Annotated in this window: 32 protein-coding genes, 1 pseudogene and 1 riboswitch; of the genes and pseudogenes, 17 read left to right on the top strand and 16 right to left on the bottom strand. The window is 64.4% G+C overall.

Features of this window, described 5'->3' with window-relative positions; all coding sequences use genetic code 11:
• Nucleotides 1-98: 98 nt before the first annotated feature.
• The 4 genes from AX672_RS13905 (at nucleotide 99) to AX672_RS13885 (ending at nucleotide 3922) form a co-directional block, all read left to right on the top strand.
• Nucleotides 99-1394 carry a Fic family protein gene (locus tag AX672_RS13905; RefSeq protein ID WP_231731361.1) on the top strand — a complete coding sequence of 432 codons (1296 nt, stop codon included), beginning with the start codon at nucleotides 99-101 and terminating at the stop codon, nucleotides 1392-1394.
• Nucleotides 1391-1813, top strand: a complete 423-nt coding sequence (locus AX672_RS13900) for a hypothetical protein (protein ID WP_020486653.1) — start codon at nucleotides 1391-1393, stop codon at nucleotides 1811-1813. Before AX672_RS13905 ends, AX672_RS13900 begins: the two co-directional genes overlap by 4 nt.
• 1181 nt (nucleotides 1814-2994) lie before the next feature.
• Nucleotides 2995-3285 carry a hypothetical protein gene (locus tag AX672_RS13890; protein ID WP_066490195.1) on the top strand — a complete coding sequence of 97 codons (291 nt, stop codon included), beginning with the start codon at nucleotides 2995-2997 and terminating at the stop codon, nucleotides 3283-3285.
• Between the two features lies 1 nt (nucleotide 3286).
• Complete coding sequence (locus tag AX672_RS13885) at nucleotides 3287-3922, top strand: hypothetical protein (protein ID WP_066490197.1); 636 nt, start codon at nucleotides 3287-3289, stop codon at nucleotides 3920-3922.
• A 185-nt stretch (nucleotides 3923-4107) separates the two neighbouring features.
• Here AX672_RS13885 and arsH read toward each other — a convergent pair whose 3' ends face one another.
• The 12 genes and pseudogenes from arsH to AX672_RS18315 all read right to left on the bottom strand — a co-directional run bounded on the left by arsH (nucleotide 4108) and on the right by AX672_RS18315 (nucleotide 12973).
• Nucleotides 4108-4848, bottom strand: a complete 741-nt coding sequence (arsH, locus tag AX672_RS13880) for an arsenical resistance protein ArsH (RefSeq protein WP_018251259.1) — start codon at nucleotides 4846-4848, stop codon at nucleotides 4108-4110.
• The gene (arsN2, locus tag AX672_RS13875) at nucleotides 4848-5279 is read right to left on the bottom strand and encodes an arsenic resistance N-acetyltransferase ArsN2 (RefSeq protein ID WP_018251258.1); all 432 of its coding nucleotides are present in this window, start codon (nucleotides 5277-5279) and stop codon (nucleotides 4848-4850) included. Before arsN2 ends, arsH begins: the two co-directional genes overlap by 1 nt.
• Nucleotides 5279-6565 (bottom strand): arsenic transporter, encoded by a 1287-nt coding sequence (locus AX672_RS13870; RefSeq protein ID WP_043061442.1) that lies wholly within the window; start codon nucleotides 6563-6565, stop codon nucleotides 5279-5281. Before AX672_RS13870 ends, arsN2 begins: the two co-directional genes overlap by 1 nt.
• Nucleotides 6565-6993 carry an arsenate reductase (glutaredoxin) gene (gene arsC, locus AX672_RS13865; RefSeq protein ID WP_018251256.1) on the bottom strand — a complete coding sequence of 143 codons (429 nt, stop codon included), beginning with the start codon at nucleotides 6991-6993 and terminating at the stop codon, nucleotides 6565-6567. The genes AX672_RS13870 and arsC overlap by 1 nt, the downstream gene beginning before the upstream one ends.
• 11 nt (nucleotides 6994-7004) lie before the next feature.
• Nucleotides 7005-7337, bottom strand: coding sequence for an ArsR/SmtB family transcription factor (locus AX672_RS13860; protein WP_018251255.1), 333 nt, complete (start codon nucleotides 7335-7337; stop codon nucleotides 7005-7007).
• 78 nt (nucleotides 7338-7415) lie between these two features.
• Nucleotides 7416-7766, bottom strand: a complete 351-nt coding sequence (locus AX672_RS13855) for a DUF3147 family protein (protein WP_018251254.1) — start codon at nucleotides 7764-7766, stop codon at nucleotides 7416-7418.
• A 30-nt stretch (nucleotides 7767-7796) separates the two neighbouring features.
• Entirely contained in the window at nucleotides 7797-8714 is a 918-nt protein-coding gene (locus AX672_RS13850) for a cation diffusion facilitator family transporter (RefSeq protein WP_018251253.1), read from the bottom strand.
• Complete coding sequence (copM, locus tag AX672_RS19120) at nucleotides 8714-8971, bottom strand: CopM family metallochaperone (protein WP_231376782.1); 258 nt, start codon at nucleotides 8969-8971, stop codon at nucleotides 8714-8716. The genes AX672_RS13850 and copM overlap by 1 nt, the downstream gene beginning before the upstream one ends.
• On the bottom strand, nucleotides 8907-9146 hold the full coding sequence (locus AX672_RS19115) for a hypothetical protein (protein ID WP_018251251.1): 240 nt from the start codon (nucleotides 9144-9146) through the stop codon (nucleotides 8907-8909). The genes copM and AX672_RS19115 overlap by 65 nt, the downstream gene beginning before the upstream one ends.
• Nucleotides 9143-9826, bottom strand: a complete 684-nt coding sequence (locus tag AX672_RS13835; RefSeq protein WP_018251250.1) for a ZIP family metal transporter — start codon at nucleotides 9824-9826, stop codon at nucleotides 9143-9145. Before AX672_RS13835 ends, AX672_RS19115 begins: the two co-directional genes overlap by 4 nt.
• Nucleotides 9827-9851: 25 nt before the next feature.
• A pseudogene (locus AX672_RS13830) lies at nucleotides 9852-12197 on the bottom strand (efflux RND transporter permease subunit); the annotation flags it as partial.
• Between the two features lie 18 nt (nucleotides 12198-12215).
• Nucleotides 12216-12973, bottom strand: a protein-coding gene (locus AX672_RS18315; RefSeq protein WP_096614366.1) for an IS5 family transposase whose coding sequence is annotated in 2 segments (ribosomal slippage) — nucleotides 12216-12652 and nucleotides 12652-12973 — 759 coding nt in all. Because the reading frame shifts where the segments join, the coding sequence is not laid out codon by codon here.
• A gap of 240 nt (nucleotides 12974-13213) precedes the next feature.
• Between AX672_RS18315 and AX672_RS13815 the strand changes: the two genes are divergently transcribed.
• Entirely contained in the window at nucleotides 13214-13537 is a 324-nt protein-coding gene (locus AX672_RS13815) for a hypothetical protein (protein ID WP_170172305.1), read from the top strand.
• Nucleotides 13534-14136, top strand: coding sequence for a hypothetical protein (locus AX672_RS13810; RefSeq protein ID WP_018251247.1), 603 nt, complete (start codon nucleotides 13534-13536; stop codon nucleotides 14134-14136). The genes AX672_RS13815 and AX672_RS13810 overlap by 4 nt, the downstream gene beginning before the upstream one ends.
• 19 nt (nucleotides 14137-14155) lie before the next feature.
• Here AX672_RS13810 and AX672_RS13805 read toward each other — a convergent pair whose 3' ends face one another.
• On the bottom strand, nucleotides 14156-14833 hold the full coding sequence (locus AX672_RS13805; protein WP_125972932.1) for a hypothetical protein: 678 nt from the start codon (nucleotides 14831-14833) through the stop codon (nucleotides 14156-14158).
• Here AX672_RS13805 and AX672_RS13800 point away from each other — a divergent pair.
• The 9 genes from AX672_RS13800 (at nucleotide 14808) to AX672_RS13760 (ending at nucleotide 20806) form a co-directional block, all read left to right on the top strand.
• Entirely contained in the window at nucleotides 14808-15179 is a 372-nt protein-coding gene (locus AX672_RS13800) for a TIR domain-containing protein (RefSeq protein ID WP_018251246.1), read from the top strand. The two genes, AX672_RS13805 and AX672_RS13800, sit on opposite strands and share 26 nt — an antisense overlap.
• A gap of 13 nt (nucleotides 15180-15192) precedes the next feature.
• Entirely contained in the window at nucleotides 15193-16182 is a 990-nt protein-coding gene (locus AX672_RS13795; protein ID WP_018251245.1) for a caspase family protein, read from the top strand.
• A 1-nt stretch (nucleotide 16183) separates the two neighbouring features.
• Nucleotides 16184-16462 carry a hypothetical protein gene (locus tag AX672_RS13790; protein WP_018251244.1) on the top strand — a complete coding sequence of 93 codons (279 nt, stop codon included), beginning with the start codon at nucleotides 16184-16186 and terminating at the stop codon, nucleotides 16460-16462.
• Nucleotides 16463-16584: 122 nt separating this feature from the next.
• A complete protein-coding gene (locus AX672_RS13785; RefSeq protein WP_018251243.1) occupies nucleotides 16585-17418 on the top strand; it encodes a DUF3800 domain-containing protein in 834 nt (277 codons plus the stop codon).
• Between the two features lie 207 nt (nucleotides 17419-17625).
• Nucleotides 17626-18249 carry a hypothetical protein gene (locus AX672_RS13780; protein WP_056432825.1) on the top strand — a complete coding sequence of 208 codons (624 nt, stop codon included), beginning with the start codon at nucleotides 17626-17628 and terminating at the stop codon, nucleotides 18247-18249.
• Nucleotides 18250-18688: 439 nt separating this feature from the next.
• Nucleotides 18689-19624 (top strand): ArdC family protein, encoded by a 936-nt coding sequence (locus AX672_RS13775; protein WP_042469543.1) that lies wholly within the window; start codon nucleotides 18689-18691, stop codon nucleotides 19622-19624.
• Nucleotides 19621-20274, top strand: coding sequence for a hypothetical protein (locus tag AX672_RS13770; RefSeq protein WP_018251240.1), 654 nt, complete (start codon nucleotides 19621-19623; stop codon nucleotides 20272-20274). The genes AX672_RS13775 and AX672_RS13770 overlap by 4 nt, the downstream gene beginning before the upstream one ends.
• A gap of 20 nt (nucleotides 20275-20294) precedes the next feature.
• Nucleotides 20295-20612: a DUF7673 family protein gene (locus tag AX672_RS13765; RefSeq protein WP_018251239.1), complete on the top strand. Its 318-nt coding sequence runs from the start codon at nucleotides 20295-20297 to the stop codon at nucleotides 20610-20612.
• Nucleotides 20609-20806 carry a hypothetical protein gene (locus tag AX672_RS13760; RefSeq protein WP_018251238.1) on the top strand — a complete coding sequence of 66 codons (198 nt, stop codon included), beginning with the start codon at nucleotides 20609-20611 and terminating at the stop codon, nucleotides 20804-20806. Before AX672_RS13765 ends, AX672_RS13760 begins: the two co-directional genes overlap by 4 nt.
• 57 nt (nucleotides 20807-20863) lie before the next feature.
• On the opposite strand, the gene AX672_RS13755 is transcribed toward AX672_RS13760, so the two are convergent.
• Together AX672_RS13755 and AX672_RS13750 are read right to left on the bottom strand one after the other, a co-directional pair.
• On the bottom strand, nucleotides 20864-21427 hold the full coding sequence (locus tag AX672_RS13755; RefSeq protein ID WP_018251237.1) for a manganese efflux pump MntP: 564 nt from the start codon (nucleotides 21425-21427) through the stop codon (nucleotides 20864-20866).
• Between the two features lie 4 nt (nucleotides 21428-21431).
• A riboswitch (yybP-ykoY riboswitch) is annotated at nucleotides 21432-21602 on the bottom strand.
• A gap of 68 nt (nucleotides 21603-21670) precedes the next feature.
• A complete protein-coding gene (locus AX672_RS13750) occupies nucleotides 21671-21940 on the bottom strand; it encodes a metal-sensing transcriptional repressor (RefSeq protein ID WP_007406864.1) in 270 nt (89 codons plus the stop codon).
• Nucleotides 21941-22077: 137 nt separating this feature from the next.
• Between AX672_RS13750 and AX672_RS13745 the strand changes: the two genes are divergently transcribed.
• Together AX672_RS13745 and AX672_RS18310 are read left to right on the top strand one after the other, a co-directional pair.
• On the top strand, nucleotides 22078-23202 hold the full coding sequence (locus AX672_RS13745; protein WP_007406849.1) for a nickel/cobalt efflux transporter: 1125 nt from the start codon (nucleotides 22078-22080) through the stop codon (nucleotides 23200-23202).
• On the top strand, nucleotides 23202-23393 hold the full coding sequence (locus tag AX672_RS18310; RefSeq protein ID WP_037569978.1) for a DUF1289 domain-containing protein: 192 nt from the start codon (nucleotides 23202-23204) through the stop codon (nucleotides 23391-23393). Before AX672_RS13745 ends, AX672_RS18310 begins: the two co-directional genes overlap by 1 nt.
• A gap of 152 nt (nucleotides 23394-23545) precedes the next feature.
• On the opposite strand, the gene AX672_RS13740 is transcribed toward AX672_RS18310, so the two are convergent.
• The gene (locus tag AX672_RS13740) at nucleotides 23546-23758 is read right to left on the bottom strand and encodes a hypothetical protein (RefSeq protein WP_043058994.1); all 213 of its coding nucleotides are present in this window, start codon (nucleotides 23756-23758) and stop codon (nucleotides 23546-23548) included.
• Between the last annotated feature and the right edge of the window lie 152 nt (nucleotides 23759-23910).

Genomic DNA, 23910 nt, shown 5'->3' with positions numbered 1-23910 from the left:
CTCATATGATCTGGGTTTGCCGGCCGTCGAAGCGGACATCGTAGCGGCCAAGGATGGCGGAGATCGGACGACCTTAGCGAGGCAAGCAGGTAATCCAGATGCTGCAGGACATGGCCAACGAACCGGACTTCGGGGTGGTCGCCGACCGGGGCGAGGGCAGCGGCGCCGTGCAGCCCATGAAAATGGGGGAGGGCGGGCCGCGGTACCGCGACGCCGTCGACCTCGCGATCGAGCTGACCGCCAAGTCTGCCGCCTTCCGCAGCAGTCTGCCGCCCGCACTCCGGGCTGGGCTCGCCGGTCTCGTCCGAACGGTGACCTGCTACTACAGCAACCTGATCGAGGGGCATGATACCCACCCCGTCGACATCGAGCGGGCGCTGAAGAACGACTTCAGCGCTGACCCGGCCAAGCGGGACCTGCAGCTCGAGGCGACCGCCCATTTCGCGGTCCAGGGCTGGATCGACGGGGGAGGGCTGGCGGGCCGGGCGACGAGCGTGGAGGGCCTGCAAGAGGTTCACCGACGCTTCTGCGAGCATCTGCCCGAGTCGATGCTCTGGATTGAGCCGGTCGAGGGCGGCGAGCGCGTTCTGGTCGAGCCCGGTGCCCTGCGGACCCGCGATGTCCGGGTCGGGCAGCACATTGCGATCAGCCCCGGGGCGGTGCCGCGCTTTCTCGAGCACTTCGCCTGGGCGTATCAGAAGCGCGGCGCGACGGACGCCATCGTATCTCTCGCGGCCGCGCATCACCGGTTCGCCTGGATTCACCCTTTTCTCGACGGCAACGGGCGGGTCGCCCGCCTCATGTCGCACGCCATGCTGCTCGACGCGCTCGACACGGGCGGCGTGTGGTCCATCGCGCGCGGCCTCGGCCGCAACGTGCAGGCCTATAAGCGGCACCTTGCCGCCTGCGACCTACCCCGCCGCAACGACCTTGATAGGCGGGGCTCGCTAAGCGAGGAGGAGCTGGCGAGCTTCACGACCTTCTTCTTGAAGACCTGCATCGACCAAGTCGACTTCATGGCCGGCTTGGTCGAGCCCGACCAGCTGCGCAGTCGCATCCGGCGCTGGGCGGCCGAAGAGACGGACGGGGGAAGGCTGCCGGCCAAGGCCATCCAGGTAATTGACGCAGCGCTGTACCGAGGCGAGCTCCCGCGCGGCGAGGTAGAGAGTATCGTCGGCACTGGCGAACGCCAAGCGCGCCGGGTTACCTCCGCGCTGACGAGTCTCGGCGTGCTGACGGCCGACAGTTCCCGGGCGCCCCTGCAGATCGCCTTTCCTGCCACGCTGGCGGGGCGCTGGATGCCGGGACTGTTCCCAGAAGCGCGTAGCGGCTTGCGTCAGCCGCTGGAATCATCAGCGGTGCGACACGGGGCGGCCAATGGTAAGGTGTCGTGACCGCGATGATGCGGATCAACTCGACGGAGGCAACCTTCCCGTTCTTCAGCCGCAACGACTTCCAGGGTCAGCCCAGCAGCCGTGTTTACCGACCCTACAAGGCATTCGAGATCATCCTCGACCGTGTTCTCGGCGAACGGGTGAGAGCGGATGGCGCGTGCGCTGTCGACCTCTGGTGTGCGCTCGCCAACATTCGTTGGTCCGGTCCAGATGGCATGGACGTCTCCTACGGCTTCAGGCGGGCCGGCGAGGTGGTGTCCTGGGTGCGCGAGGAGGGAGACTATCTCACCTGGTATTGCAGCGGCGAGCCAGGGCACGTTGCCACTTGGATCGACAGAGCGCTCGCGGTAGCGGGATGGTCGTGGAGGCGGTTGGAACCGGACGCCGCGGACACCGGCGAGAGGGCCGACGACAGTTAGCGCTTGGCGTAGAGTTCGGGCTGCCGCTCCACGACAGAACGGCGGACCGCGCGCAGCCGAATGGCTTCCGGTCGAGCGAAAACGGGTACTGATTGCGTGTAGGCCGATCAGGAGTGTGGACGCCCACAAGTAGATAGTTTGGAAATGCCAATCGTGACACTTTGCCCAGCGGCAAAGTGTCGCAGCCGACAGAAACGCCGCCGGCCGAACCGGAAGGGATTCACACGATTCCCGTTTCGTGCTTCTCCTGTTCCCATGATTCAAGGTGACTTGTTCTCCGCATCCCCGGTGGCCCCGCCGAGGATTTCGTCCCAGACGCCCTTAGCCGAGGGTCTGCCGTCGATCATCGATGTTATCGCGCAGGTGTCGACCCGGCCGCGCTACGCCTTCATGGTCTTGAACCTGATCGCGCGCGCGGCAGGGCAGGGGGGCAAGGCAGGACCCTACGTCCTCCGGCAGGGGCAGGCCGTTCGGCTGCGCGACTGGTTGTGCGACTCCCTCGCTCCCATGGCAGCCCGCGATCATAAGCGGGCAGCGCTGGCCGAGCAGGTGAGGGTGGAACTGGCAGGGCAGGAGCAGCTGCCAGGAGACCCTGACGCAGCGTCACGACTAGTGGAGCAAGTGGTGCTGGAGCGGGTGCGCCGCTCCGGCCGGTGTAATGTCAGCCGGGCGGTGTCCGAGCTGGTCCGGGCAGGGCTGGTCCGGCGCCACTATGAGGGCTGGCGAGTAGATCACCACAATCGAGGCGCCCGGCGCGAGGCGGTGTACACGTTATTGCCCGATACGATGCGCGCACTAGGCAAGGCGTAGAGCTAAATCCGCGCTGGTCATGACAACCCTCAGTCTGCTGGATCAGGGTCGCATGGCAATTTGACGCTCTTGAGCTTGCCCGTGAGCTAGGCTTACTGTCGCGAGACCCGCCGGCAGGAATTGCTTGCCAGTCCAGAAGCCGCTCGAGTGTACGCTCTCGGCGGCTCCTGCTTATGATTTAAGAAGCGCTGTGATCTCAGCCATCCAGCGCGGCGAGATCAGGCTGTTACGGATCAGCTCGGTGGCGCTGGACGGGATCAGCGGGGGAGTCGTGCGCGATCCGAGAAACAGGGCGGTGCTTGACCTTGGTGACGAGCGGTCTGACCGTCGGCGAAGTCAGCCTGCCGATCACCTAAGCAAGTCCAAGCGAGGTGCTCCGACCCTTTGCCGATGCAATCAGCTTCGACGTCGCGACGGGAACGATCGCGCTAGTCGGGCCGGTGCCATGGACGCCGCTTGCGCGGCGAGACGGGGAGGCGCATATTACTGTCATGGCGACCCGGTCCGATACGATTACCACCAAGGGGAGCAAGCCAGGCGTGCTCGGGCGCAGCGCAGCGACGGGCCGTTACGTTCTGGCGCCGGTGGCAACCAAGAAGGCGACCGTCTCCGACCAGCGTATCGCCGCGGCAGTGAAGAGCGTTCTGGCCAAGAAGAAGTAGTTTGCCGGTCGTTCAGACGTCGACGGATGACGTCTTCATCAATTGCCCCTTCGACGATGCGTTCGCGCCGACGTTCCGCGCACTGATCTTCGCCATTCTCGTCTGCGGCTTTCGCCCGCGCTCGGCGCGCGAACTGGATGACGGTGGCCAGACTCGGATTGACAAGATCTTCGCTCTGATCGAGCAGTGCCGCTACGGCATTCATGACCTGTCACGCACCGAGCTGGACGCGGTCAACAACCTGCCGCGCTTCAACATGCCGCTCGAACTCGGGCTGTTCCTTGGCGCCAAGCGCTACGGTGGCCAACATCAGAAGGTCAAGCGTATCCTGATCCTCGACGTGGAGCAGTTCCGCTACCAGCGTTTCATCTCCGATCTGGCTGGCATGGACATCCACGAGCATGGGGGCGACCCGACTCGAGCACTTCGCGAGGCGCGTGATTGGCTCGCCAACGTGTCGCGTCGCGAGCTGCCGAGCGCCGACCGCGTGCAGCGCGTCTATAAGGCGTTTCTGGCCGACTTGCCCGATCTGGCGGCCGTGCTAGAGTTTCACCCAGATCGGATCCCGTATGTCGATTTCGAGCGGGTCGTCGGGCGATGGCTGATCGAAGCGCCGGCCGCGATTGGGGCAGCTTGAGGCGCCGCTGAGCCGTTACGCTCGCAGTCCGATAATAAAGATTATGTAAAATCTGGTCGTGGTTTACGCTGTTAATTGGCCTCGCTTGGCTTCGAGCTGGGTCGAGTGAGCCAGCGCGGCGAGAGCTTCATCACTTCGCAAGCATCGGAAATAGTCAATTCTTTTAGGCAGTTCAGTTGTGAGACCTACGGCGCAATCGCGATGCTGGACAGGTCCATCGCAGTATTGATCGGCACCCCGGCTTCCTTTCGCTCTGAATAGCGATCGACCAGTTGCACAGTATGCGCGCGCAGCAGCACCGTGAACCGCACCAGCTCCTCCATCACATCGACGATCCGGTCATAGTAGCTCGATGGCTTCATCCGTCCGTCGTCATCGAACTCATTGAACGCCTTGGCGACGCTCGACTGGTTCGGGATCGTCACCATCCGCATCCAGCGACCCAGCACGCGCAGCGTGTTGACGCTGTTGAACGACTGCGATCCGGCCGACACCTGCATGACCGCGAGCGTCCGCCCCTGCGTCGGGCGCATCCCGCCCATCGACAGCGGCAGATGGTCGATCTGCAATTTCATGATGCCGGTGATCTGCCCGTGACGTTCCGGGCTGCACCACACCTGACCCTCCGACCATAGAGACAGCTCGCGCAGCTCATGGACGGCCGGATGGTCGTCGCCGGCATGTTGGTCGGGCAGCGGCAGGGCCGATGGATCGAAGATGCGCGTCTCGCAGCCGAAGAACCGGAGCAGGCGCGCCGCTTCCTCGACACACAGCCGGGAGAAGGACCGTTCGCGCAGCGAACCATAGAGCAGAAGGATACGCGGCGCGGAATCGAGCGGGCCAAGCCCCAGCGCCGGCCGCTGGATGGCATAGGCGGGATCGAGTGCCGGCAGGGTATCGGGATCGGCAAGCGTGCGGAGCGGCATCAGAGAGCTTTCACGAGATAGGCGGCCGACGCCGGGCATAGCGCGGTAAACTCGCGCGATGCGGCGACGGCCGGGGGAGCAGCGCCGCGATCTGCGTCGGCATAGCCAAGCGCCCGGAAGAATGGCGCGGCCGTCGTCGTCAGCAGATGGAGGCGACGCACCCCGAAGTCGCGCGCCTGTCGTTCGAGGGTGGCGACCAACGCCCGCCCCAGGCCATGCCCGCGGCGATCGGCAAGGATGACGATCGAGCGGAGCAGGCGGTCAGCCCCTTCCCCCTCCAGGCCGCCATAGCCGACGAGGCTATCGGCCTCGAACCGGAAGAACAGGCGGCCAGGGTCGGCGAGGTCGGCGCTCGGTAGGCTCGCAGCGTTGAGGAACCATGCCAACCCGGCCAGCTCGGCGGGTTCGAGTGTCGTGATGGTCAGTCCCATCACGCGAGGCTGATCCGGATCGCGAGCGCCGCGAGCGTGATGAGCAACACCGGCACGGTGAGCGTGACGCCAACACGGAAGTAATAGCCCCATCCGATCCGCACGCCCTTCTGTCCAAGGACGTGGAGCCACAGCAGCGTCGCGAGCGAACCGATCGGCGTCAGCTTGGGGCCGAGATCGCAGCCGATCACGTTGGCGTAGATCATCGCTTCCCTGATCGCGCCCGTGGCGTGGGTGGCGTCGATCGAGAGCGCGCCTACCAGCACGGTCGGCATGTTGTTCATCACCGACGACAGGACGGCCGCGATCACGCCCGTACCCAGCGCCGCGCCCCACACGCCCCCTTGCGCCGTGCGATCGAGCAGCGCCGCCAGATGATCGGTCAGGCCGGCGTTCCGCAGGCCGTAGACGACGAGATACATGCCGAGCGAGAAGATCACGACCTGCCAGGGTGCGCCGCGCAGCACCTTGGCCGTTGAGATCACCTGGCCCCGCCCCGCGATCACCAGCAGCAGGATCGCGCCGGCAGCGGCCACGGCGCTGACCGGCACGCCGAGCGGTTCGAGCAGGAAGAAGCCGGCGAGCAGCAGCGCGAGAACGATCCATCCGGCGCGGAAGGTCGCGGCATCGCGGATCGCGTCGCGCGGCGCGCGCAGCGCTCCCACGTCATAGTCGGTCGGTATGTCGCGCCGGAAGAACAGCAGCAGCGCGCCCAGCGTCGCGGCGATCGACACGAGGTCGACCGGTACCATCACGGCCGCGTATTCGCCGAACCCGATCTTGAAGAAATCGGCCGACACGATGTTGACGAGGTTCGACACGACCAGCGGCAGGCTGGCGGTGTCGGCGATGAACCCGGCGGCCATGACGAACGCCAGCGTCGCCTTGTCCTTGAAGCCGAGCGCCCGCAGCATGGCGATGACGATCGGCGTCAGGATCAGCGCCGCGCCGTCGTTGGCGAACAGCGCGGATACCGCCGCGCCGAGCAGCACGATCAGGACGAACAGCCGACGACCATGCCCCCGGCCCCAGCGGGCGACGTGGAGCGCGGCCCATTCGAAGAACCCGGCTTCATCGAGCAGCAGGCTGATGACGATGATCGCGACGAACGCAGCGGTCGCATTCCAGACGATGCCCCACACCACCGGCACGTCGGACAGCGTGACCACCCCCGCGAGCAGCGCCACGACGGCCCCGCCCATCGCGCTCCACCCGATGCCGAGTCCCTTGGGTTGCCAGATGACGAGCGCGATCGTCGCGACGAAGATCAGGACGGCAAGGAGCATCAGGCGACGCGCTGGCCCGAAGCATCGACCACCTTCTCCCCGTCTTCCTTCGCGAACGCGCCGAGCTGATCGCTTGGCAGCAGATCAAGCACGGCATCGGACGGCCGACAGAGCTTCACGCCGAGCGGCGAGACAACCAGCGGCCGGTTGATGAGGATCGGATGCGCCATCATCGCATCCACCAGCGCGTCGTCGGACAGCGACGTGTCGCCCAGGCCCAAATCGGCATAGGGCGTCCCCTTCTCGCGCAGCAGCTCACGCGGCCTCATGCCGGCGCGGTCGATCAACTCGACTAGCAGCGCGCGTGCGGGTGGGGTTTTCAGATATTCGACCACATGCGGCTCGATGCCGGCATTGCGGATCATCGCCAGCGTGTTGCGCGACGTGCCGCACTCGGGGTTGTGATAGATGACGATATCGACGGCCACGGGATGTCCTTTCAGCAGCAGGGGGCGAGTTCGGCGACGAGCGGCGCGCACAGCTCCGCATTGCCGGCGCAGCAATCCTTGACGAGGAACAGCGTCAGCGCGCGCAGGCCGTCCAGATCGGCACGGTAGATGATCGAGCGGCTATGCCGTTCGGAGCGGACCAGACCCGCACGGGCGAGGATTCCGAGATGCGCCGACATGGTGTTCTGCGGCACGTCGAGCTGGCGGGCGATATCGCCTGCGGCCATGCCGTCCGGTTCGTGCCGCACCAGCAGGCGGAACACGTCGAGGCGGGTGCCCTGTGCGAGTGCGCCCAGCGCAGTGATAGCCGAGTCGTTTTCCATATATCCAGCATAGCGGATATATGGCGTTGGTCTAGTGTGCGTTGCCTCTCAACATTGCGGGAGACCTGCGCTGATGGCCTATAACCGCAGGCCGAGGCGTGGACCAAGGCATACCAGGCCGAGATAGAGCAGGATGGTAAGGAGGCACCCCGCGCCCAGCGCTAGCCAGAATGGTACGTTGCGCCCGAGCAACGCGGGGATCAGCAGGAACATCGGTAACGATGGCAGCACGAACCAGAAAGTCGCCCCGGCGTGAGACGCCATCAGCACCCGATCTTGGGTGTCGCGCCACAGCCAGATCATTCCCAGCACAGAGACTAACGGCAACGATGCGACAAGTGCGCCGACGCCGGGACTGCGCTTGGCGATCTCCGAAACCGCCGCGATAATCGCACCGGAGATCATTGCCTTGATGACGACATAGAGCATACCGGTTGTGACTTTCGATCGCCGAGATGGCTAGCGATGAAGGTGCTGGTCATCCTCACAGGCTTGCGATGGCGCTTCGGTCTGGATCGTCGAATGTTCGATCCCGAACCTCTCGTCGAGTGTTCTGGTCACTGCAACCCTGACGCTATCGGGATCGACGCCCTCGCCGAGCGTCACATGGGCGGTGCAATTGATCTCGTCCGAAGCCATCGACCAGACGTGCAGGTCATGAACGCCGGCGACACCCGGAATGGCGGCGATCGTTGAACGGATCTCCGGCAGCTTCAACCCGCCGGGGACACCTTCCAGCAGCACGTTGATCGTTCCCTTGAGCAGAACCCAGGTGCGCGGCAGCACCCACAGGCCGATGCCGATGGCGATGACTGGATCGACCCACGTCCAGCCCGTGAACCGTATCGCGAGGGCACCAAGGATGACGCCGACCGAGCCGATCATGTCGGCCCATACTTCCAGGTAGGCGCCTTTGACGTTGAAGCTTTCGTCCTTGCCGGCGGTCAGCAGACGCATCGATACGAAGTTCACGACGAGGCCAATGACCGCGACGATCAACATGCCGGTCGACTGAATCGACTGCGGCTCGCGGAAGCGCTGGATCGCCTCGTAAAGGATATACATGGCGACGACGAACAGCAGGATCGCATTGAAGGTCGCGGCGAGGATTTCCAGTCGTTTGTAGCCGAACGTCCGCTTGTCGTCGGCAGCCTTCTTGCCGAGATGGATCGCCATCAACGCGATGACCAGACCGGCGACGTCGGTCATCATATGGGCTGCGTCGGACAGCAGCGCGAGGCTGTTGAACACGAAGGCGCCGACCACCTCTGCCACGAGATAGGTCGCCGTCAGGGCAAGCGCCCATCTGAGCATCTTGGCGTTGGCGCCGGCCGTATGGTCGTGGCTGTGCCCGGCTTCGCCGTGATCGTGTGCCATTATCGCGTCCCCTTCTTTGTGGCTTGCCGTTCGGCGAGCCAGGCCTGCATCTTCACGATTTCGGCCTGTTGGGTCCGGATCACCTCCTCCGCCATCGCGCGCACCTTCGGATCGGTGCCGTTGGCAAGCTCGGCGCGAGCCATATCGACCGCACCTTCATGGTGCGGGATCATGCCCCGAAGGAAGTCGGTATCAGGATCGCCGGTCGACGGCATCGCCATGCCGGCCGTGCCGTGCGCTCGATCCGTGGATGGCATCGGTCGCACCGGACTCGTTCGATCCGAACTGGCCCGCCGGCTTGCCGCCGGAACACGCAGACAGGGCAATCGCAGCGGCCAGAAAGGACCATCGCGCCGTGGTGATCGACATTTTCTTCTCCTTACGGGATGGATCGCGGCGCACATCGACACCGCTCAAGGTCAGGCCGGTCACATCGCGATCTCCTCGATGAGCAGCAGTGCGAGAAAGCCGACGAAGAACATCGCGCTGATGAGCGGAGAGTCCGGTTTCTCGTGCGCCTCGACCAGCAGCTCCTCGGTGACGAGGTAGAGCAGCGCCATCAGGCCGAAACTCAGGAATCCCGTGATCCACACCGGCGACAGCAGCGCCACGGGCTGCACGACGAGTGCGCCGATCGGCACCAGCAGCGCAAGCGCGCAGGTTAGGCCGATCGCCTTCATCTTGCGATACCGGCTCGTCAGATCATTGGTGAGCGTCAGGGCCAGGAACAGCACTTCGAGCGTCAGCGCGACCGCCAGCAACGTGCCCGCCTTCTCGCCGGCGATGAAGGCCAGACCCAGAACCAGGCCGTCAATAGCAAGATCGAGCCCGATCGCGGCGAGCAGCGCCACGGGGCCGTCAAACCGGCCTTCCGCCGCCTTGAGGCCCAGCATTACCGCGACGCCGATCGCACCGCCGATCAGCGTCGCAGCCGGCGATCCCCCGTGCATCACCAGCGGCAGGATTTCGGTCGCCGCCGCGGCAAATACGACGCCGGCTGCAAGGTGCTGCATGGCGGCGACCAGCCTCTCGCCGGGTGTGCGCCACCCGGCGAGAAGCGCGCCGATCATGATCGCGATCATGGGGATCAGTGCGAACTTGAGCGCCGCCATCGTCAGTCCCCCCTGCCAGACGCGATCATGCGGGTTGCGGCAGCGGCGCGCCGTCGTCCGCCCTATCCGCGTCGTCGACCTTGACCGCTTGCTGCCCGAACCGGGCGTAAAGCGTCGGCAGCACGAACAGCGTCAGCAGCGTCGCCGAGATCAGGCCGCCGATGACGACGGTCGCGAGCGGCTTCTGCACTTCCGCGCCGGCTCCGCTGGCGAATGCCATCGGTACGAAGCCGAGACTGGCGACCAGCGCGGTCATGACGACCGGGCGCAATCGCTGGAGCGCGCCCGTCCGCGCCGCTTCGGCCCGGTCCATGCCCGACCGGATCAGCTCCTGCACCGAACTAACCATGACGAGGCCGTTGAGGACCGCGATACCCGACAATGCGATGAATCCCACCGCGGCCGAGATCGAGAAGTCCATGCCGCGAACGAACAGCAGCAGCACGCCTCCCACCAGCGCGAAGGGCACGCCGGTGAAGACGATCGCCGCATCGCGTACCGATCCCAAGGCCCCGTATAGGAGCAGCAGGATCAGCACGAAGCACGCCGGCACCACGAGTTTGAGCCGCTGGCTGGCGGATTCGAGATTCTCGAACTGGCCGCCCCATTCGAGATAGCTGCCCGCCGGCAGGCGCACGCCGGCGACCGCCGCCTGCGCATCCGCGACCACGCTGCCGACGTCGCGTCCGCGGACGTTCGCCTGGACGACGACGCGGCGCTTGCCGTTCTCGCGGCTGATCTGGTTCGGCCCGTCGACGACGCCGATATCGGCGACGCTGGACAGCGGCACATAGCCACCGCCGGCGACCGGCACCTGCACCTGTTCGAGCAGCCCCAGGTCGGCGCGCTCGGCGTCCGACAGGCGGATGACCACCGGAAAGCGCCGGTCTCCCTCGAAGATCATGCCGGACTCGCGACCGCCGAGCGTGGCGGTGATGGTGTCCTGCACATCCTGCGCGGTGACGCCGACCCGTGCCATCGCGTCGCGGTTGACGCGAATGTCGAGCATGGGAAGTCCCGTCGTCTGTTCGACCTTCACGTCAGCCGCTCCTTGCGTCCGGCGAAGGATGCCGGCGATCTGTTCGGCGGTGCGGTTCATGGAGGCGAAGTCGTCGCCGAACACCTTCACCGCGATGTCGCCGCGCACGCCGGCGATCAGCTCGTTGAACCGCATCTGGATTGGCTGCGTGATCTCATAGGCGTTGCCCGGGAACTGCGCGAGCTTCGTCTCCAGCCGCTCGACCAGCGCGGCCTTCTCCAGTTTGGGGTCGGGCCATTCCGCATGCGGCTTCAGGATGACGAACATGTCGGTCGCGTTGGGCGGCATCGGGTCCGAAGCCAGCTCGGCCGTGCCCGTCTTGGAGAAGACGAACCGCACCTCGGGTTGCTTCGAGACCATGCGCTCGATCGGCACCTGCATCGCCTGGCTCTGCTGCACCGATGTCGCCGGAATGCGCAGCGCCTGGATGAGCAGGTCGCCCTCGTCGAGCTGGGGGAGGAACACCTGTCCCAGCGTCGTGAAGGCAAGCGCCGCGGCGACGAGGCTGACGACGCCGGCGCCGATGGTGATCGACGGTCGCTTCATCGCCTTCTCAAGGCCCGGTTCGTAGCGCTGCTTCAGCCACGAGATGATCCGCCCGTCCTCCTCGTTCACCCTCCGCGACAGCCAGATGGCGATCGCCGCAGGCACGAAGGTCAGCGACAGGACGAACGCGAACAGCAGCGCGATGATGACGGTGAGCGCCATCGGCACGAACGTCTTGCCCTCGACGCCGGTCAGCGTCAGCAAGGGCACATAGACGAGGATGATGATTGCCTGCCCGTACACGGACGGACGGATCATCTCGCGCGCCGCGGTCGCGACCGCCTCCAACCGCTCCTTGACGCTCAGCAGGCGACCTTCGTGATGCTGTTGCTCGGCGAGACGCCGCAACGCATTCTCGACGATGATGACGGCACCATCGACGATCAGCCCGAAGTCCAGCGCGCCGAGCGACATGAGGTTCGCCGAAACCCCCAGCCGTAACATTCCGAACCCGGTCAGCATCATCGTGACCGGGATGACCGCCGCGGCGATCAGCGCGGCGCGGAAGTTGCCGAGCAACAGGAACAGCACGACGATGACGAGCAGTGCGCCTTCGCCGAGATTCTTCGCCACCGTCTTGATGGTGGAATTGACCAGGGCTGTGCGATCGAGGACCGGCTGCACCACTACGTCGGGTGGCAGCGAGGCGTTGATCGACTTCAACCGATCGGCGACCGCGGTCGCGACGTTGCGGCTGTTCTGTCCGATCCGCATCACCGCGGTGCCGACGACGACCTCCGTGCCGTTCTCCGACGCCGATCCCATGCGGATCGCCTGACCCGTCTTAGGGTCAGGACTCATTGGTCATAGCCAGAAGATGACGGTGGCCGCGAGGGCGACGGCAGAGAAGAAGACGGTTGGGCAGCGGTCGTAGCGAGTTGCGACGCGGCGCCAATCCTTCAGACGGCCGAACATGATCTCGATGCGGCTGCGGCGCCGGTAGCGGCGCTTGTCGTATCTGACCGGCTCGTTGCGCGATCTGCGGCCCGGGATGCAGGGCTGGATGCCTTTGGCTTCCAGGGCGTCTCTGAACCAATCGGCATCATAACCACGGTCGCCAAGCAGCCACTGTGCTTTCGGCAGATCGTCGAGCAAGGCTGCCGCGCCGGTGTAGTCGCTGACCTGCCCGGCGGTCATGAAGAAGCTCAAGGGCCGCCCGTCCGCATCGCTGACGGCGTGCAGTTTGGTGTTCATGCCGCCTTTCGTGCGGCCGATCAGACGGCCGAGATCCCCTTTTTTACCCGCAGACTCGATGCCGTGCGGTGTGCCTTCAGGTAGGTCGCGTCGATCATGACGGTCTTCGGCACGGCCTCCGCTGCCGCGAGACCTTCCATCATTCGCAGGAAAATACCCCTCTCGCTCCACCGCTTCCAGCGATTGTAGAGCGTCTTGTGCGGCCCATAGTCCTTCGGTGCATCACACCAGCGTAGCCCGTTGCGATTGACGAAAATGATGCCGCTGAGCACCCGCCGATCATCGACCCGAGGCTTGCCATGGCTCTTGGGAAAGAACGGTTGCAGACGCGCCATCTGCTCATCCGTCAGCCAGTACAGGTCGCTCATCCACTCTCTCCTCACGGAGCCTGAATCAGATCGCGCCTCCCACATCAATGGGTCCTGACCCTAGGGACGATCAAGCAGTAAGCGAGGCCTGCCGCCGGCCCGTGCTCTACTGCGCTGGCGTGTGCCACGCCGCTCCGCGGAACCCCGTCGCCGGGTTTCCGCCCGTGCGGGTGACGATCAGACTAGGCCACAAAGGGCCGCCCTCGCGGGCAGGCGTTGCTCATGCGGGGAACCGCTCCAATGCTTGAGCGCGGTTCTCCCGCCGCCGTCCTGATCGGCCGTTGGGGCATGGCGCTGTCCCTTGTCGTCGGCGCCGTCCTGGCCGGTCGCCTCATCCGTGCTTTCCCCTACCTGCTCCCCAACCGCCTTCCCGGCCTGGTCCTCTACGAGCTGGGGCCAGCGCTGATCCTCGGGGTGGCGATCGGGGCCGCCATCGCCATCACGCACGACTTGCGCCCCGGCATCCGGGCGCGGCTCGCGCTGTTCGCGCTCGCCGCGCTGGTCGCCGGCGCCGTCACGCTGGCCGTCGAGTTTGACGCAGCCTTGCAAGGACGTTGGCTATGAGGAAGCAGCAACGGTTCGTCGCCATCGAAGGGCCGGTCTCGTATATCATCGGTTTTCACGACACGACCGACGTAAGCGTGACCCAACACACGACCCACCGCGCAGACCCCGCCGTGCCCATTTCGCATCCCGGTGATACGATCCACCGGACCGGCCTGACCCGCGCGGAGACGCATACCTTCGTGAATACCTCCCGCGAGTTCGCGATGCTGTTCGAGGTCAACGGCCACACGCTCAAGCTGTGCGCGAGCGACTATATCGCCTTGGCCGTCGGCGACCGCGTTCGTGCCGTATGCGAGCCCATTCCGGACTGCCCCATGCTGGTCCGCGACTGGCATAATCAGACGCGGGGCATCCGCTTGCGCGACCTTCCCACCCCGCTCGCCAGCGTCGCGACGGAGATCTGCTTCAGCCTGATCCTGCTCGTCATCGGCTTGGGAGCGGTCTTCCTGTCGGGCGATGACGGGGACGCGCGCACCTTCACGCTGATCGGATGCGGCCTCGTCGCCTTTGCCGCGCTATGCGCCCTATCGGCCAATCGTGGCGCAGCGCGCACCGCCCGAACCCACGCCGAACTGGATCGCCTTACACGACGATGAGGTGTGCCACGTGGCACACCTATCTGCGCGGTGCGCCGCAACCTACTTCTTGGCAGGCGCCGGAGGCGGCGGCGGCGGTGGTGGGGCGACCGGAGCCCGTGGCGCCGGAACAACGCCCGTTTGAGGCTGCGACACGCCCCCCGGCGGCAACGGCGCGCGTGGCGGCGGCGCTATCCCCCTCGATCCGCCCGATCGGGATGGCGGCGGTGCTGGCGGAGGGGCTGGCTTCTCGCTCATTGATACTGACCACGTTCGCTGTGACAAAAGAGAACAAACATAGAAGAGCGGCGGGAAATGACCATAGCGCGAACCCGTTGAGACGTTCGGACCAAGCCGCTACCGGCGGGATATCGTCGTAGAGGGCAGCTCGCCGCGCATCGACCGCCTTACGCGCCGTCGCGAAGCTCACCGTCAGGGCAAGAAGCCCCAAAACATCGATCGCCCATCCGGCAACCAAGGCATACGGCCACACCGCCTTGGCAAGCGGAACCGCGCTTCCTACAAATGACACAGAAGCGGCAAATAGCGCCGTGTGTGCAAGTGCAACAAAGCTGTCGCGTGCAGCTTCGTTTTGAGCATGGGCGGTATCCAGAGCTTGCAGCTCATGCTTAAAGTCGTCGGGCGTTCGCTGATTCATTATCGAAATAGAACCATAATGGAGGATGTTGGAAATGGCTGATAAGAAAGTGCTCTTCATCGCGTTCGCCATCGAGGATGAACGGCAGCGTGACTTCCTCAAAGGGCAGTCGCTCCATCCGCGGCAGCCATTCGAGTTTATCGATATGTCGGTGAAGGAGCCATACGACAAAGACTGGAAGGATCGTGTCCGCACGCGGATCAAGCGCTCGCATGGTGTGATCGTTCTGGTCAGCAAGAACTCGGCAGCCTCGACGGGCCAGAAGTGGGAAATCCAGTGCGCCCAGGAAGAGGGCAAGCCGATCCAAGGCATCTACGCCTATAAGGATGATCGCGCCTCGATCGCGGGCGTCAGCACCGTTGCCTGGAGCGACGCCAACATCACCAACTTCATCGATTCACTCTGAGCCGGAGGCGACGGTGCGCAAGGCCCTGATCGTCGGTATCGACCATTACGAGAAAATCGGGAACCTCAGCGGGTGCGTGAACGACGCGCACTCGGTGAAGGCCATGCTCGAGCGCCACGCCGACGGCACCGTCAACTTCGCTACACCTAAGCTCCTGACCGGCACCGGTCCCGGCGATCTGGTCGATCGCGAGGAGCTGAAGGCGGCTGTCCGCGAACTCTATGCCGACGACGCGGACATCGCCCTGTTCTACTTCGCCGGGCATGGCTTCATCGAGGACACCGGCGGCTACCTCTGCACCAGCGACAGCCGCAGCGGCGACGATGGCCTGCCGCTTTCAGACATCATGACGCTCGCTGCCAATTCCGGGGCGAAGAACAAGATCATCATCCTCGATAGCTGCCATAGTGGCGCTGCCGGGGAACGTCCCACCCATCCCGCTGCGGAAATCCGCGACGGCATGACCATCCTCACAGCGTCCACCGCCGAGCAATATGCGATGGAGGTCGAAGGGGGCGGTGCCGGCGTGTTCACCAGCCTGTTCGTCGACGCGCTCGGCGGCGCCGCCGCCAACCTGCTGGGCGACGTCACGCCGGGCAGCGTCTATGCTCATATCGACCAGTCGCTTGGGCCGTGGAAGCAGCGCCCGGTGTTCAAGACGAATGTCAAAACCTTCGTGTCGCTGCGCAAGGCGGCACCCCCGATCGCGCTGACCGATCTTCAGGCGCTGGCGAAGCATTTTCCGACCGCCACTTACCAATTCCCTCTCGATCCGGCATTTGAGCCCGAGCGGTCGGAGGAGCAGAAGAACGACCCCTCCATTCCACCGCCGGACCCGGAGAAAACCGCGATATTCGCGGTGCTCCAACGGTATGTGAGGGTCAACCTCGTGCGCCCCGTCGATGCACCGCATATGTGGCACGCAGCGATGGGCAGCAAAGCCTGCGAGCTGACTGTATTGGGCGAGCATTATCGAAGTCTGGTGGAAAGCGGGCTGATCTAACATGGCAAAGCCTCTCGCCGCTGACGCCCGTAAGACCTTGGTCGAACGCCTCGCCGCGATCGAACATGAGCGCTGGTCGCATTGGCAGCGCTACATGCACGGCAAGGCGACCAAACAGGAGGACGGCTCGTTGCTGATCCCCGCCGATCTTGTCGAACGCTGGGAAAAGCAGATTGCGACCGACTATGCCGATCTTCCCGCCGATGAGCAGGAGAGCGACAAGGAGCAGGTGGAGCGATACCTGCCCATCATTGAGGACGCCTTTCGCTCAGGGGAGTAATCAGCGTCCGTTCTTGACAACACCAGGCTCATCGCTCATATCTGTTGACGGACGCGGCTCACGGGCTGCCCCAATTCCGAGGCCCACGCTTAGCGTGGGCTTTCGCGATTCTGGGGACCTGCATGCTGTATTTCGCTTATCTCGACGAGTTTGGCCACATCGGCCCGTATGTCGCGCGCGACGATCCCGCCTACAATGACAGTCCCGTTTTCGGGCTCGGGGGCATGATCCTCCCCTACTCATCCGTGCGGCAATTCTCGACCTGGTTCTACCAGCTCAAATGCAACATGCTGGCTTGGGAGATCGGGCAAAGCGGCCAGCATCCCGCGACATGGGAGAAGAAGGGCTCGGCCCTCTTCACCAGCATGAACGTCGAGAAATACCGGCAGGTTCGCACGGCGGCCAATCGCATCCTCAACAAGATCCGCGCAAGCGGCGGGCATGTCTTCTACGTTGGCCTCGAGAAGAACCGCCCCGTCGCGGAGTTTAAGGCGCAGGCGCTTTACCTCACGGTCCTGGGCGAGGCGATGAAGCGCCTCAACCAATATGCCGATCAGAACGACGCCGATATGGTCATCGTCATGGACGAGCATCAGGATCGCGACGCCATCCTGACTCGCGCGAGCCAAGCCATGTATGGTGGCCCCTCCCCCCGGCGTCGCATCATCGAGCCGCCCTTCCAAGTCGAGAGCGAACGCTACCAGACATGCCAGTGCGCCGACTGGCTATGTGGTCTGGTCGGCCGCGTCGGCGCCTATCAGGCGCGCCCCGACGAATGGGCTGACATGGCTTGGTCGCAGACCTACTTTCAGGACCGGCTCGACGCGGCATCGGTGCGAAGCTCGATCCGCCTGCAAACGGCCGCTACCGAGGTCGAAACGGTGGAAGCCCTACCCGCCGTCGTCGATACAGGTCTCGCACAGCCTGCACCGGGCAACGACGACACGCCGGCCTGACTCCGGCGGGTCAATCCGCCGGCATATCACTCGGCCGGGTCGGACGCATCGTTCCAGCGATGAAGAGGGGTGTGCCACGTGGCACAGCTACGCCAGCAAGGAACTGGTTCCCGAGCTGGGGCCGCGTTCGTCAGCTCGACGATCCAGCCACCCGTGTACGTGGGATCTATACGCCGCTTCGCAAAGCCATTCCCGTAAGGAGGACAAATGCCCGCAGGCCCTGGAACATCTTCCTCACCGCGTGAACTCGTCACCAAGGCGTTTGACTCCGCCTTCGTGATCGCCACCATATTAGCGGCCATCTATTTTGCCGGGTGGACCTACAGACAGGCCTATTTCGGCCGTTTTGCCATCGATCCGACCAATCTTGGCGGTTCGAACATTGCAGTTGCGGTGGAGGGCCTCGGTGCCATTATCACCACAACCGGCGCGTGGCTTACAGCGATCCTGCCGCTGCTGATCGTGACGGCGCTTACTTTGATTGCCGGCAAGCTCTTCGACCGCGCCAGGGCTGCATCGCATAGGCCGCCGTTTTTTGATCCTCTGACATTGTTTATGGCTCGGGTGGGGTGCGGGACCATTGTCATCCTCATTGTGGTCGCCGCTGGCCATGTTGCAGGTACGATCCGAGCGAAAGACCGCATAGGTAACATCACCCGAGGGGAGGTGTGGATTTACCATCTCGAAGGAAAGCAGGTGTCAGGTATCACGCTGGGGCAATCCAACGACATGACATGGGTTCTCACCAAAGAGGGTGTGCGGCCCCTCAAAACGGCAGAGATCCAGCTTATAGATGGCGCTCTATTCAACAGGGTTGCTACAGAACGCTAACGTCTAGGATCAGCGTGAAGCCGGGTGCGACCCTGCAAGCACCGCTCCTTTCGCTCTCTGCGCCGACCAAGCCGCCGTACCGCCGTCTCGGCCCTATTGGGTGACGATCCTCGCGTGAAAGGTGTGCCACGTGGCACACCTGATCGAAGCGCCTAGGGCGCGGCGTAAGCCCGTTCGCGCCGCTGCCCTCCCCCGGAGGCCATCCAGCGCCGGGGAACACCAAGGGCGGCTGCCCTTTCGTTCCCGAACGACAATCGACCGCCCGTGTAATCCGCCAAGCGTGGCACTCGACGCCCTGCAGGGCGTCGGCCACGCTAGGGCGGCTCGCCCGCGCCAGCGGTAGATTCTCGCCCTCCCTCCCCATCCCGTTCCTCGCCGGAAAGGCAGAGCCGGTTGCTGTTGCGACCGGCTTTCAGCCTCAGAGGAAAGGAAGACAATCATGGGACGGATCACCGACAACCGGGCCGACATCTATCAGGAAATCACCGATCAGATGATCGCCATGATCGAGGCGGGCACCCGGCCTTGGTCGAAATCGTGGAACGGCAGCACCGCACCCACCATCCCGCTGCGCTCGACGGGGGTTCCCTATCGCGGCATCAACGTCCTGACCCTTTGGGTTGCCGCCATGACGAAGGGCTATGCTTCCCCGCATTGGCTGACCTTCAAGCAGGCGCTCGCGCTCGGCGGCTGCGTCCGCAAGGGCGAGAAGGGCTCAACCGTCGTCTATGCCAACAAGATCGAGGTGAACGCCGACAGCAAGGCACAGGAGGGCGCAGAGCGAGGCGAGGATGGCAAGCGTCAGGTGGCGTTCCTCAAGCGCTACACCGTCTTCAATGCCGAGCAGATCGACGGCATCGAGGCGAAATATCCTGCCCCCTTGCCCGTCATCACCGCGACCAATCCCGACCAGCGCGACGCCGAACTGGACACGCTCTTTGCCCGCGTGCCCGTCACCCTCAAGCACTTCGGTTCCCAGCCCTATTATCAGCCGAGCGGCGATCATGTCGTCATGCCGCAGTTTGCCGACTTCCACACCAGCGACGACTATTATTCGACCCTAGCGCACGAGCTTTGCCATGCGACGGGGCACGTTGACCGCCTTGCCCGCCCCTCCCTCATTTCCACGAAGCGCGAGGACTATGCTCGCGAGGAACTGGTCGCCGAGCTTGGGGCCGCGTTCGTCAGCGCCACCATCGGCATCAAGCTCCACGATCGCGAGGACCACGCCGCCTATCTGGCGAACTGGCTTCAAGCGCTCCGCAACGACAAGAAGTGCATCTTCACCGCCGCACGGCTCGCGCAGGACGCGTCCGACTGGCTGTTGAGCCGCATGGCGGTCGAGACAGCGCCCGAACTGGAGGCGGCGGCGTGACCGCCGCCGACGATCCCGGCCCCGACGGGGGCCGGGGCGTGGCGGCGCGCATTGTCTTTGACCCGAGCGTCGCCACGGTGAGCGAGGAGGAGTTTAACGAGCTGGTCGCGATCATGCGCGATGGCCCAAATGCGAAGCCGCTGACCCCCGAAGCGCAATGGCGGCGCGACTATCACAAGGCGATGTTCCACCGCCGCCTTGTCGGCGTACAACCCGACCTGTTCGGCGGGAAGCCGGTAACGCATATGTACAAGGCCGCCCCCGGGCCAGTCAGCGACTGGAAACCGGAACCGGTCGAGGAGAAGCTGTCCCGGATCGCGCGCGATCCCCAAGCGACGTTCGGCATCGGCCGACCGGCTCTTTCGCCGGAGGAACTGGCCGTCGTCATCGACGGCGCAGCCAATTGGCTGCGGATCGCGCAGCGGGTCCGGATTGCGGGCGCTTTCGCATCCTATGACGGGCGCGCGGAACGCCGCATCGGTCGGAAAGGCGTGATCTGGCGCTTGTGCAGCCCGGTGTTTGCAGGCCACACCTATGTTTATCTCGATCCGACCGGCGCCGAGCGGGTAGAGAAGATCGTGATGGTGGAGCTGCGCGACGTCGAGCCGATCGATGATGCGCTGTTGGTCCCCGTCCCCTTCCACGCTTGAAGGAGCAGAAGCGAATAGTCATGAGCCCACCCCAACGCCGCCCCGCAATCCGGGCTGTCAGCTTCGAGGACGTTGGCGAGGCCATTGCCCGCCTGATCGTCGTCGCCGGGTCCGATACCGGCCAAGCCTCGCGTGCGGCCGACTTCCTGTTGGCATGGTGGGACGGCAGTGCATGGGGCCATTTTCCGGTCCTTCACCTCTGCAATTGCGATCCCGGCATCTCGGAAGACATGCTCATCGTCATGGCGCATCTGGCGGCCGAGCCGTCCGTCTATCCCGATGCTTGGGGCTACCGCGACGCGATGGCGGCGCTGGTCGAGCAGTGGCGGCCCGCATGACCCCGCTGCGCACCGCCATCGACATCATGACGGGCTTGCCCATCGATCGCGATACACGCCGCGCGCGGCTACTCGCCGCGCGCCGCAAGCCGGTCGGAAGCATCCCCCGGCGCGGCATCCTGTCCGGCCATTGGGATCGTGGCAATGTCGTCGGCGCGTTCCGGGGAGGACGCGGCAGCTTTATCGCGGACTAGCTGCGAAATCGCGCGCCGCTTCCCCGCCAAGCGAGCAAGCGGCGCGCTGGTTTGAGGTCAGGCGGTGAGGTGCTGGTAGAGGATCGTGCCGCCGATGAGGATGAGCGTCAGCCCGCCCAGCATCTCTGCATAGCGGCCGATATACCGTCCCGCGTGCTTGCCGAGCATGACGCCGATCGTGGCGACGACCGTGGTGATCCCGCCAATGATGAGGCACGCGGTCAGGATATTGACCTGCATGACCGCGAGACTGACACCCACCGCCGTTGCATCGATGCTGGTGGCGAGCGCGGTAACGACCAGTCGCCACACGCCGGTCTGAGCGCGCTGACCCGCGTCCACGTCGCTTTTCGTCGCTGCATGGATCATATGCCCGCCGACGCCGAAAAGCAGGAAGAAGGCTATCCAATGATCGACTGCCGCGATCCAAGTGCTCAGCGCCAGGCCGATCGCCCAGCCAATCGCCGGCGTGATCGCCTCGAAGAAGCCGAACACGGCGCCGACACGTAAGGCATCGCGCCAACGATTGCGCTGATTGGTCGCACCCTTCCCCACCGCCGCAGCGAAGGCGTCGACCGACAAGCTGGCGCCAAGAGCGCCGAGCGTTAGCAAACCCGTCATTGATATACGTCCAAGGGCCGTCAACCGAACGACGCAATCCACCTCCGGCCACGAGAGAGGTAGCGCATCGTTGGTCTCGCCGGGCAGATCAAAATCTGCTGCCATCGCCACGAACCGGAAGGTTCAAGGATGTTGACGATGGCCCCGCAACAGCGGGTAGCTACTCCCCAAGAGTGAGACGCCCGTATCCCCTGGGGGGCATATGTACAAGCCGAATCCGATCAACCCTGTCCGATTAGGCGATCACCAGTATTTGGATATCGCCCGGAACTGCTCCACCGCCACCTTTGTCCCCTCGCCCTCTTCGGCGTGAACCAAGCAGTGATCGATATGATCGTTGATGAGCGCGCGCTTGGCGCTGGCGATCGCGTTCTCCACCGCCTGAAGCTGCTGCGCGATATCGACGCACGGCCGTTGCTCTTCGATCATCCCGACGATGCTTTTCAGGTGCCCGGTCGCACGGTTGAGCCGCTTGATGATCGCGGGATGATTGGAATGATCGTAATGGGCCATGTCACCCTATAAGACAAACGGACGAACTTTGTCGAGCAACCCCCCGGGGGGATAGACTCTATCCCCATGGGGGGATATGGACCTGCCCGAACTTCACGTCCGATCGGTCGCGACCGCCGGGCTTGCCGGGACGCACCATGACCTCTTTCGCCGAACTCGTTCAACAGGGCAGCTCCAATCTCTGGCTGTTCATCCCGACCGCGCTGCTGCTCGGTGCGCTGCACGGGCTGGAGCCCGGCCATTCCAAGACCATGATGGCTGCGTTTATTATCGCAGTGCGTGGCACTGTTGGCCAAGCCGTCCTGCTCGGCCTGTGCGCGGCGCTTTCGCACACCGCGATCGTGTGGGGCATCGCGCTTGGCGGGCAATATCTCGGGCGCGGCATCAACACCGAAACGACCGAGCCTTACCTCCTGCTCGGCTCGGCCGTCATCGTTCTTGGCATCGGTCTATGGATGATTTGGCGCACGCGTGCCGATCAGAAGGCCGAAGCCGCGCACGATCACCACCACCATCACGGCGAGGACGAGATCCGCACGATCGACACCGGCCACGGCATGATGCGTCTGGAGATTTTCGAGGATGGCGTGCCGCCGCGCTGGCGGGCGAGCTTTGCCAAGGGTGGCTGGAAAGCGGCGGATGTTATCCTCACAACGGATCGCGGCGAAGGCCGTTCGCAGACATTCCGCTTCGTCGATCGGGGCGATTACATCGAAAGCGTCGAGGAGATCCCGGAACCGCACGCCTTCAACGCGCGCGTCTCGCTGGGCCACGGCGGCCACAGCCATGACTACGACCTCACATTCGCCGAACACGGGCACGATCACGGCCACGGGCATGATGGACTGAAGGTCACGGGCGACGATGCCTACATGAACGCGCATGAGCGCGCCCACGCCGCCGATATCAGCCGCCGGTTCGCCGATCGTCAGGTAACGACCGGCCAGATCGCGCTGTTCGGCCTGACGGGCGGGCTGATCCCCTGCCCCGCAGCCGTCACCGTCCTCCTGCTCTGCCTCCAGCTCAAGCGTCTCGCGCTCGGTGTCGTGCTGGTGAGCGCGTTCAGCGTCGGCCTTGCCGTGACGATGGTCAGCGCCGGCGTCATCGCATCGCTCAGCGTCACGCACATCCGCAAGCGCTGGTCAGGGTTCGGCGACTTCGCGCGCAAGGCGCCTTATGCGTCGGCGGGCCTGATGCTCGTGATCGCGGGCTACATGGCCTATTCCGGCTTGCAAGGCCTCAGTCGGATCGGCGCGATCTGATGCGATCGCCTTGCGTCGATCTATGTGGTTTCGATGCCCGCACCGGATGGTGCCGGGGGTGTGGCCGCACGCGCGACGAGGTCCGGCGTTGGCGTAACCTGCGACCTGGTGATGCACGCCGCGTCATGAGCGACCTGCCACACCGCTTGGCAAAGCTGACCGACCGTTCCGCAAAGGGGGGCACGTCCTGATGTCGTGTCTCGCCGCCAAGGCGCTGGTATAATGTCGAGCAGGCTGAAATAGCGTGAACGCTCGAATTGACCGGCAAGTGATTTCCTTGCCCCGTTTTTTGCGTCGGCTTACGCTGCAAATGATGGCGGTGCAGCGTTCCTCTGTTGCGATCCTAGGAGTCGTGTTGGCGCTGGCCGCTGTCCTCGGGCTTGTCGCAGTATCGGGATGGCATAGCGCCATGGTTCACGATCACGGCCCGGTTCAAGTCGCCATGGTCGATACCCATTCTGATGACGATCACGACCATGCGGTTATGATCGATCATGACGATCAGGCTCCGGCAAAGCAGGCCGACGGCGACGGGCCAGCTCACCTTCTTGCCCACGCCGCAGGCCACTGGGTTGCTTTCGATGGCGCGAGGGCTGCGCCGGTTGCGGCCATCGTCGCCGCTCGCGTGTGGTCGATATTAACTCCATCGCTCCCCAGCGGGATCGACCCATCTAAGCTTCTGCGTCCGCCTCGCGGTTGAGTCTCGCC

Origin of the sequence: Sphingomonas sp. CCH10-B3 (assembly GCF_001556185.1) — a bacterium.
Taxonomy (GTDB): domain Bacteria; phylum Pseudomonadota; class Alphaproteobacteria; order Sphingomonadales; family Sphingomonadaceae; genus Sphingomonas; species Sphingomonas aquatica.
The sequence above is the reverse complement of the archived record's forward strand: the minus strand, read 5'-3'. Positions and strand labels throughout refer to the sequence as shown.

What these genes read in the sequence shown, in the direction of transcription:
- AX672_RS13855 (WP_018251254.1), bottom strand. Translation starts at nt 7,766, where the DNA reads ATGCTCTATGTCGTCATCAAGGCAATGATCTCCGGTGCGATTATCGCG.
- AX672_RS13780 (WP_056432825.1), top strand. Translation starts at nt 17,626, where the DNA reads ATGCCCGCAGGCCCTGGAACATCTTCCTCACCGCGTGAACTCGTCACC.
- AX672_RS13805 (WP_125972932.1), bottom strand. Translation starts at nt 14,833, where the DNA reads ATGAAGAGCACTTTCTTATCAGCCATTTCCAACATCCTCCATTATGGT.
- AX672_RS13815 (WP_170172305.1), top strand. Translation starts at nt 13,214, where the DNA reads ATGCTTGAGCGCGGTTCTCCCGCCGCCGTCCTGATCGGCCGTTGGGGC.
- arsN2 (WP_018251258.1), bottom strand. Translation starts at nt 5,279, where the DNA reads ATGGGACTGACCATCACGACACTCGAACCCGCCGAGCTGGCCGGGTTG.
- AX672_RS13905 (WP_231731361.1), top strand. Translation starts at nt 99, where the DNA reads ATGCTGCAGGACATGGCCAACGAACCGGACTTCGGGGTGGTCGCCGAC.
- AX672_RS13810 (WP_018251247.1), top strand. Translation starts at nt 13,534, where the DNA reads ATGAGGAAGCAGCAACGGTTCGTCGCCATCGAAGGGCCGGTCTCGTAT.
- AX672_RS13800 (WP_018251246.1), top strand. Translation starts at nt 14,808, where the DNA reads ATGGCTGATAAGAAAGTGCTCTTCATCGCGTTCGCCATCGAGGATGAA.
- AX672_RS18310 (WP_037569978.1), top strand. Translation starts at nt 23,202, where the DNA reads ATGCGATCGCCTTGCGTCGATCTATGTGGTTTCGATGCCCGCACCGGA.
- AX672_RS13765 (WP_018251239.1), top strand. Translation starts at nt 20,295, where the DNA reads ATGAGCCCACCCCAACGCCGCCCCGCAATCCGGGCTGTCAGCTTCGAG.
- AX672_RS13860 (WP_018251255.1), bottom strand. Translation starts at nt 7,337, where the DNA reads ATGGAAAACGACTCGGCTATCACTGCGCTGGGCGCACTCGCACAGGGC.
- AX672_RS13755 (WP_018251237.1), bottom strand. Translation starts at nt 21,427, where the DNA reads ATGACGGGTTTGCTAACGCTCGGCGCTCTTGGCGCCAGCTTGTCGGTC.
- AX672_RS13750 (WP_007406864.1), bottom strand. Translation starts at nt 21,940, where the DNA reads ATGGCCCATTACGATCATTCCAATCATCCCGCGATCATCAAGCGGCTC.
- AX672_RS13835 (WP_018251250.1), bottom strand. Translation starts at nt 9,826, where the DNA reads ATGGCGGCGCTCAAGTTCGCACTGATCCCCATGATCGCGATCATGATC.
- AX672_RS13850 (WP_018251253.1), bottom strand. Translation starts at nt 8,714, where the DNA reads ATGGCACACGATCACGGCGAAGCCGGGCACAGCCACGACCATACGGCC.
- AX672_RS13775 (WP_042469543.1), top strand. Translation starts at nt 18,689, where the DNA reads ATGGGACGGATCACCGACAACCGGGCCGACATCTATCAGGAAATCACC.
- AX672_RS13870 (WP_043061442.1), bottom strand. Translation starts at nt 6,565, where the DNA reads ATGCTCCTTGCCGTCCTGATCTTCGTCGCGACGATCGCGCTCGTCATC.
- AX672_RS13760 (WP_018251238.1), top strand. Translation starts at nt 20,609, where the DNA reads ATGACCCCGCTGCGCACCGCCATCGACATCATGACGGGCTTGCCCATC.
- AX672_RS13745 (WP_007406849.1), top strand. Translation starts at nt 22,078, where the DNA reads ATGACCTCTTTCGCCGAACTCGTTCAACAGGGCAGCTCCAATCTCTGG.
- arsH (WP_018251259.1), bottom strand. Translation starts at nt 4,848, where the DNA reads ATGCCGCTCCGCACGCTTGCCGATCCCGATACCCTGCCGGCACTCGAT.
- AX672_RS13790 (WP_018251244.1), top strand. Translation starts at nt 16,184, where the DNA reads ATGGCAAAGCCTCTCGCCGCTGACGCCCGTAAGACCTTGGTCGAACGC.
- AX672_RS13785 (WP_018251243.1), top strand. Translation starts at nt 16,585, where the DNA reads ATGCTGTATTTCGCTTATCTCGACGAGTTTGGCCACATCGGCCCGTAT.
- copM (WP_231376782.1), bottom strand. Translation starts at nt 8,971, where the DNA reads ATGCCATCCACGGATCGAGCGCACGGCACGGCCGGCATGGCGATGCCG.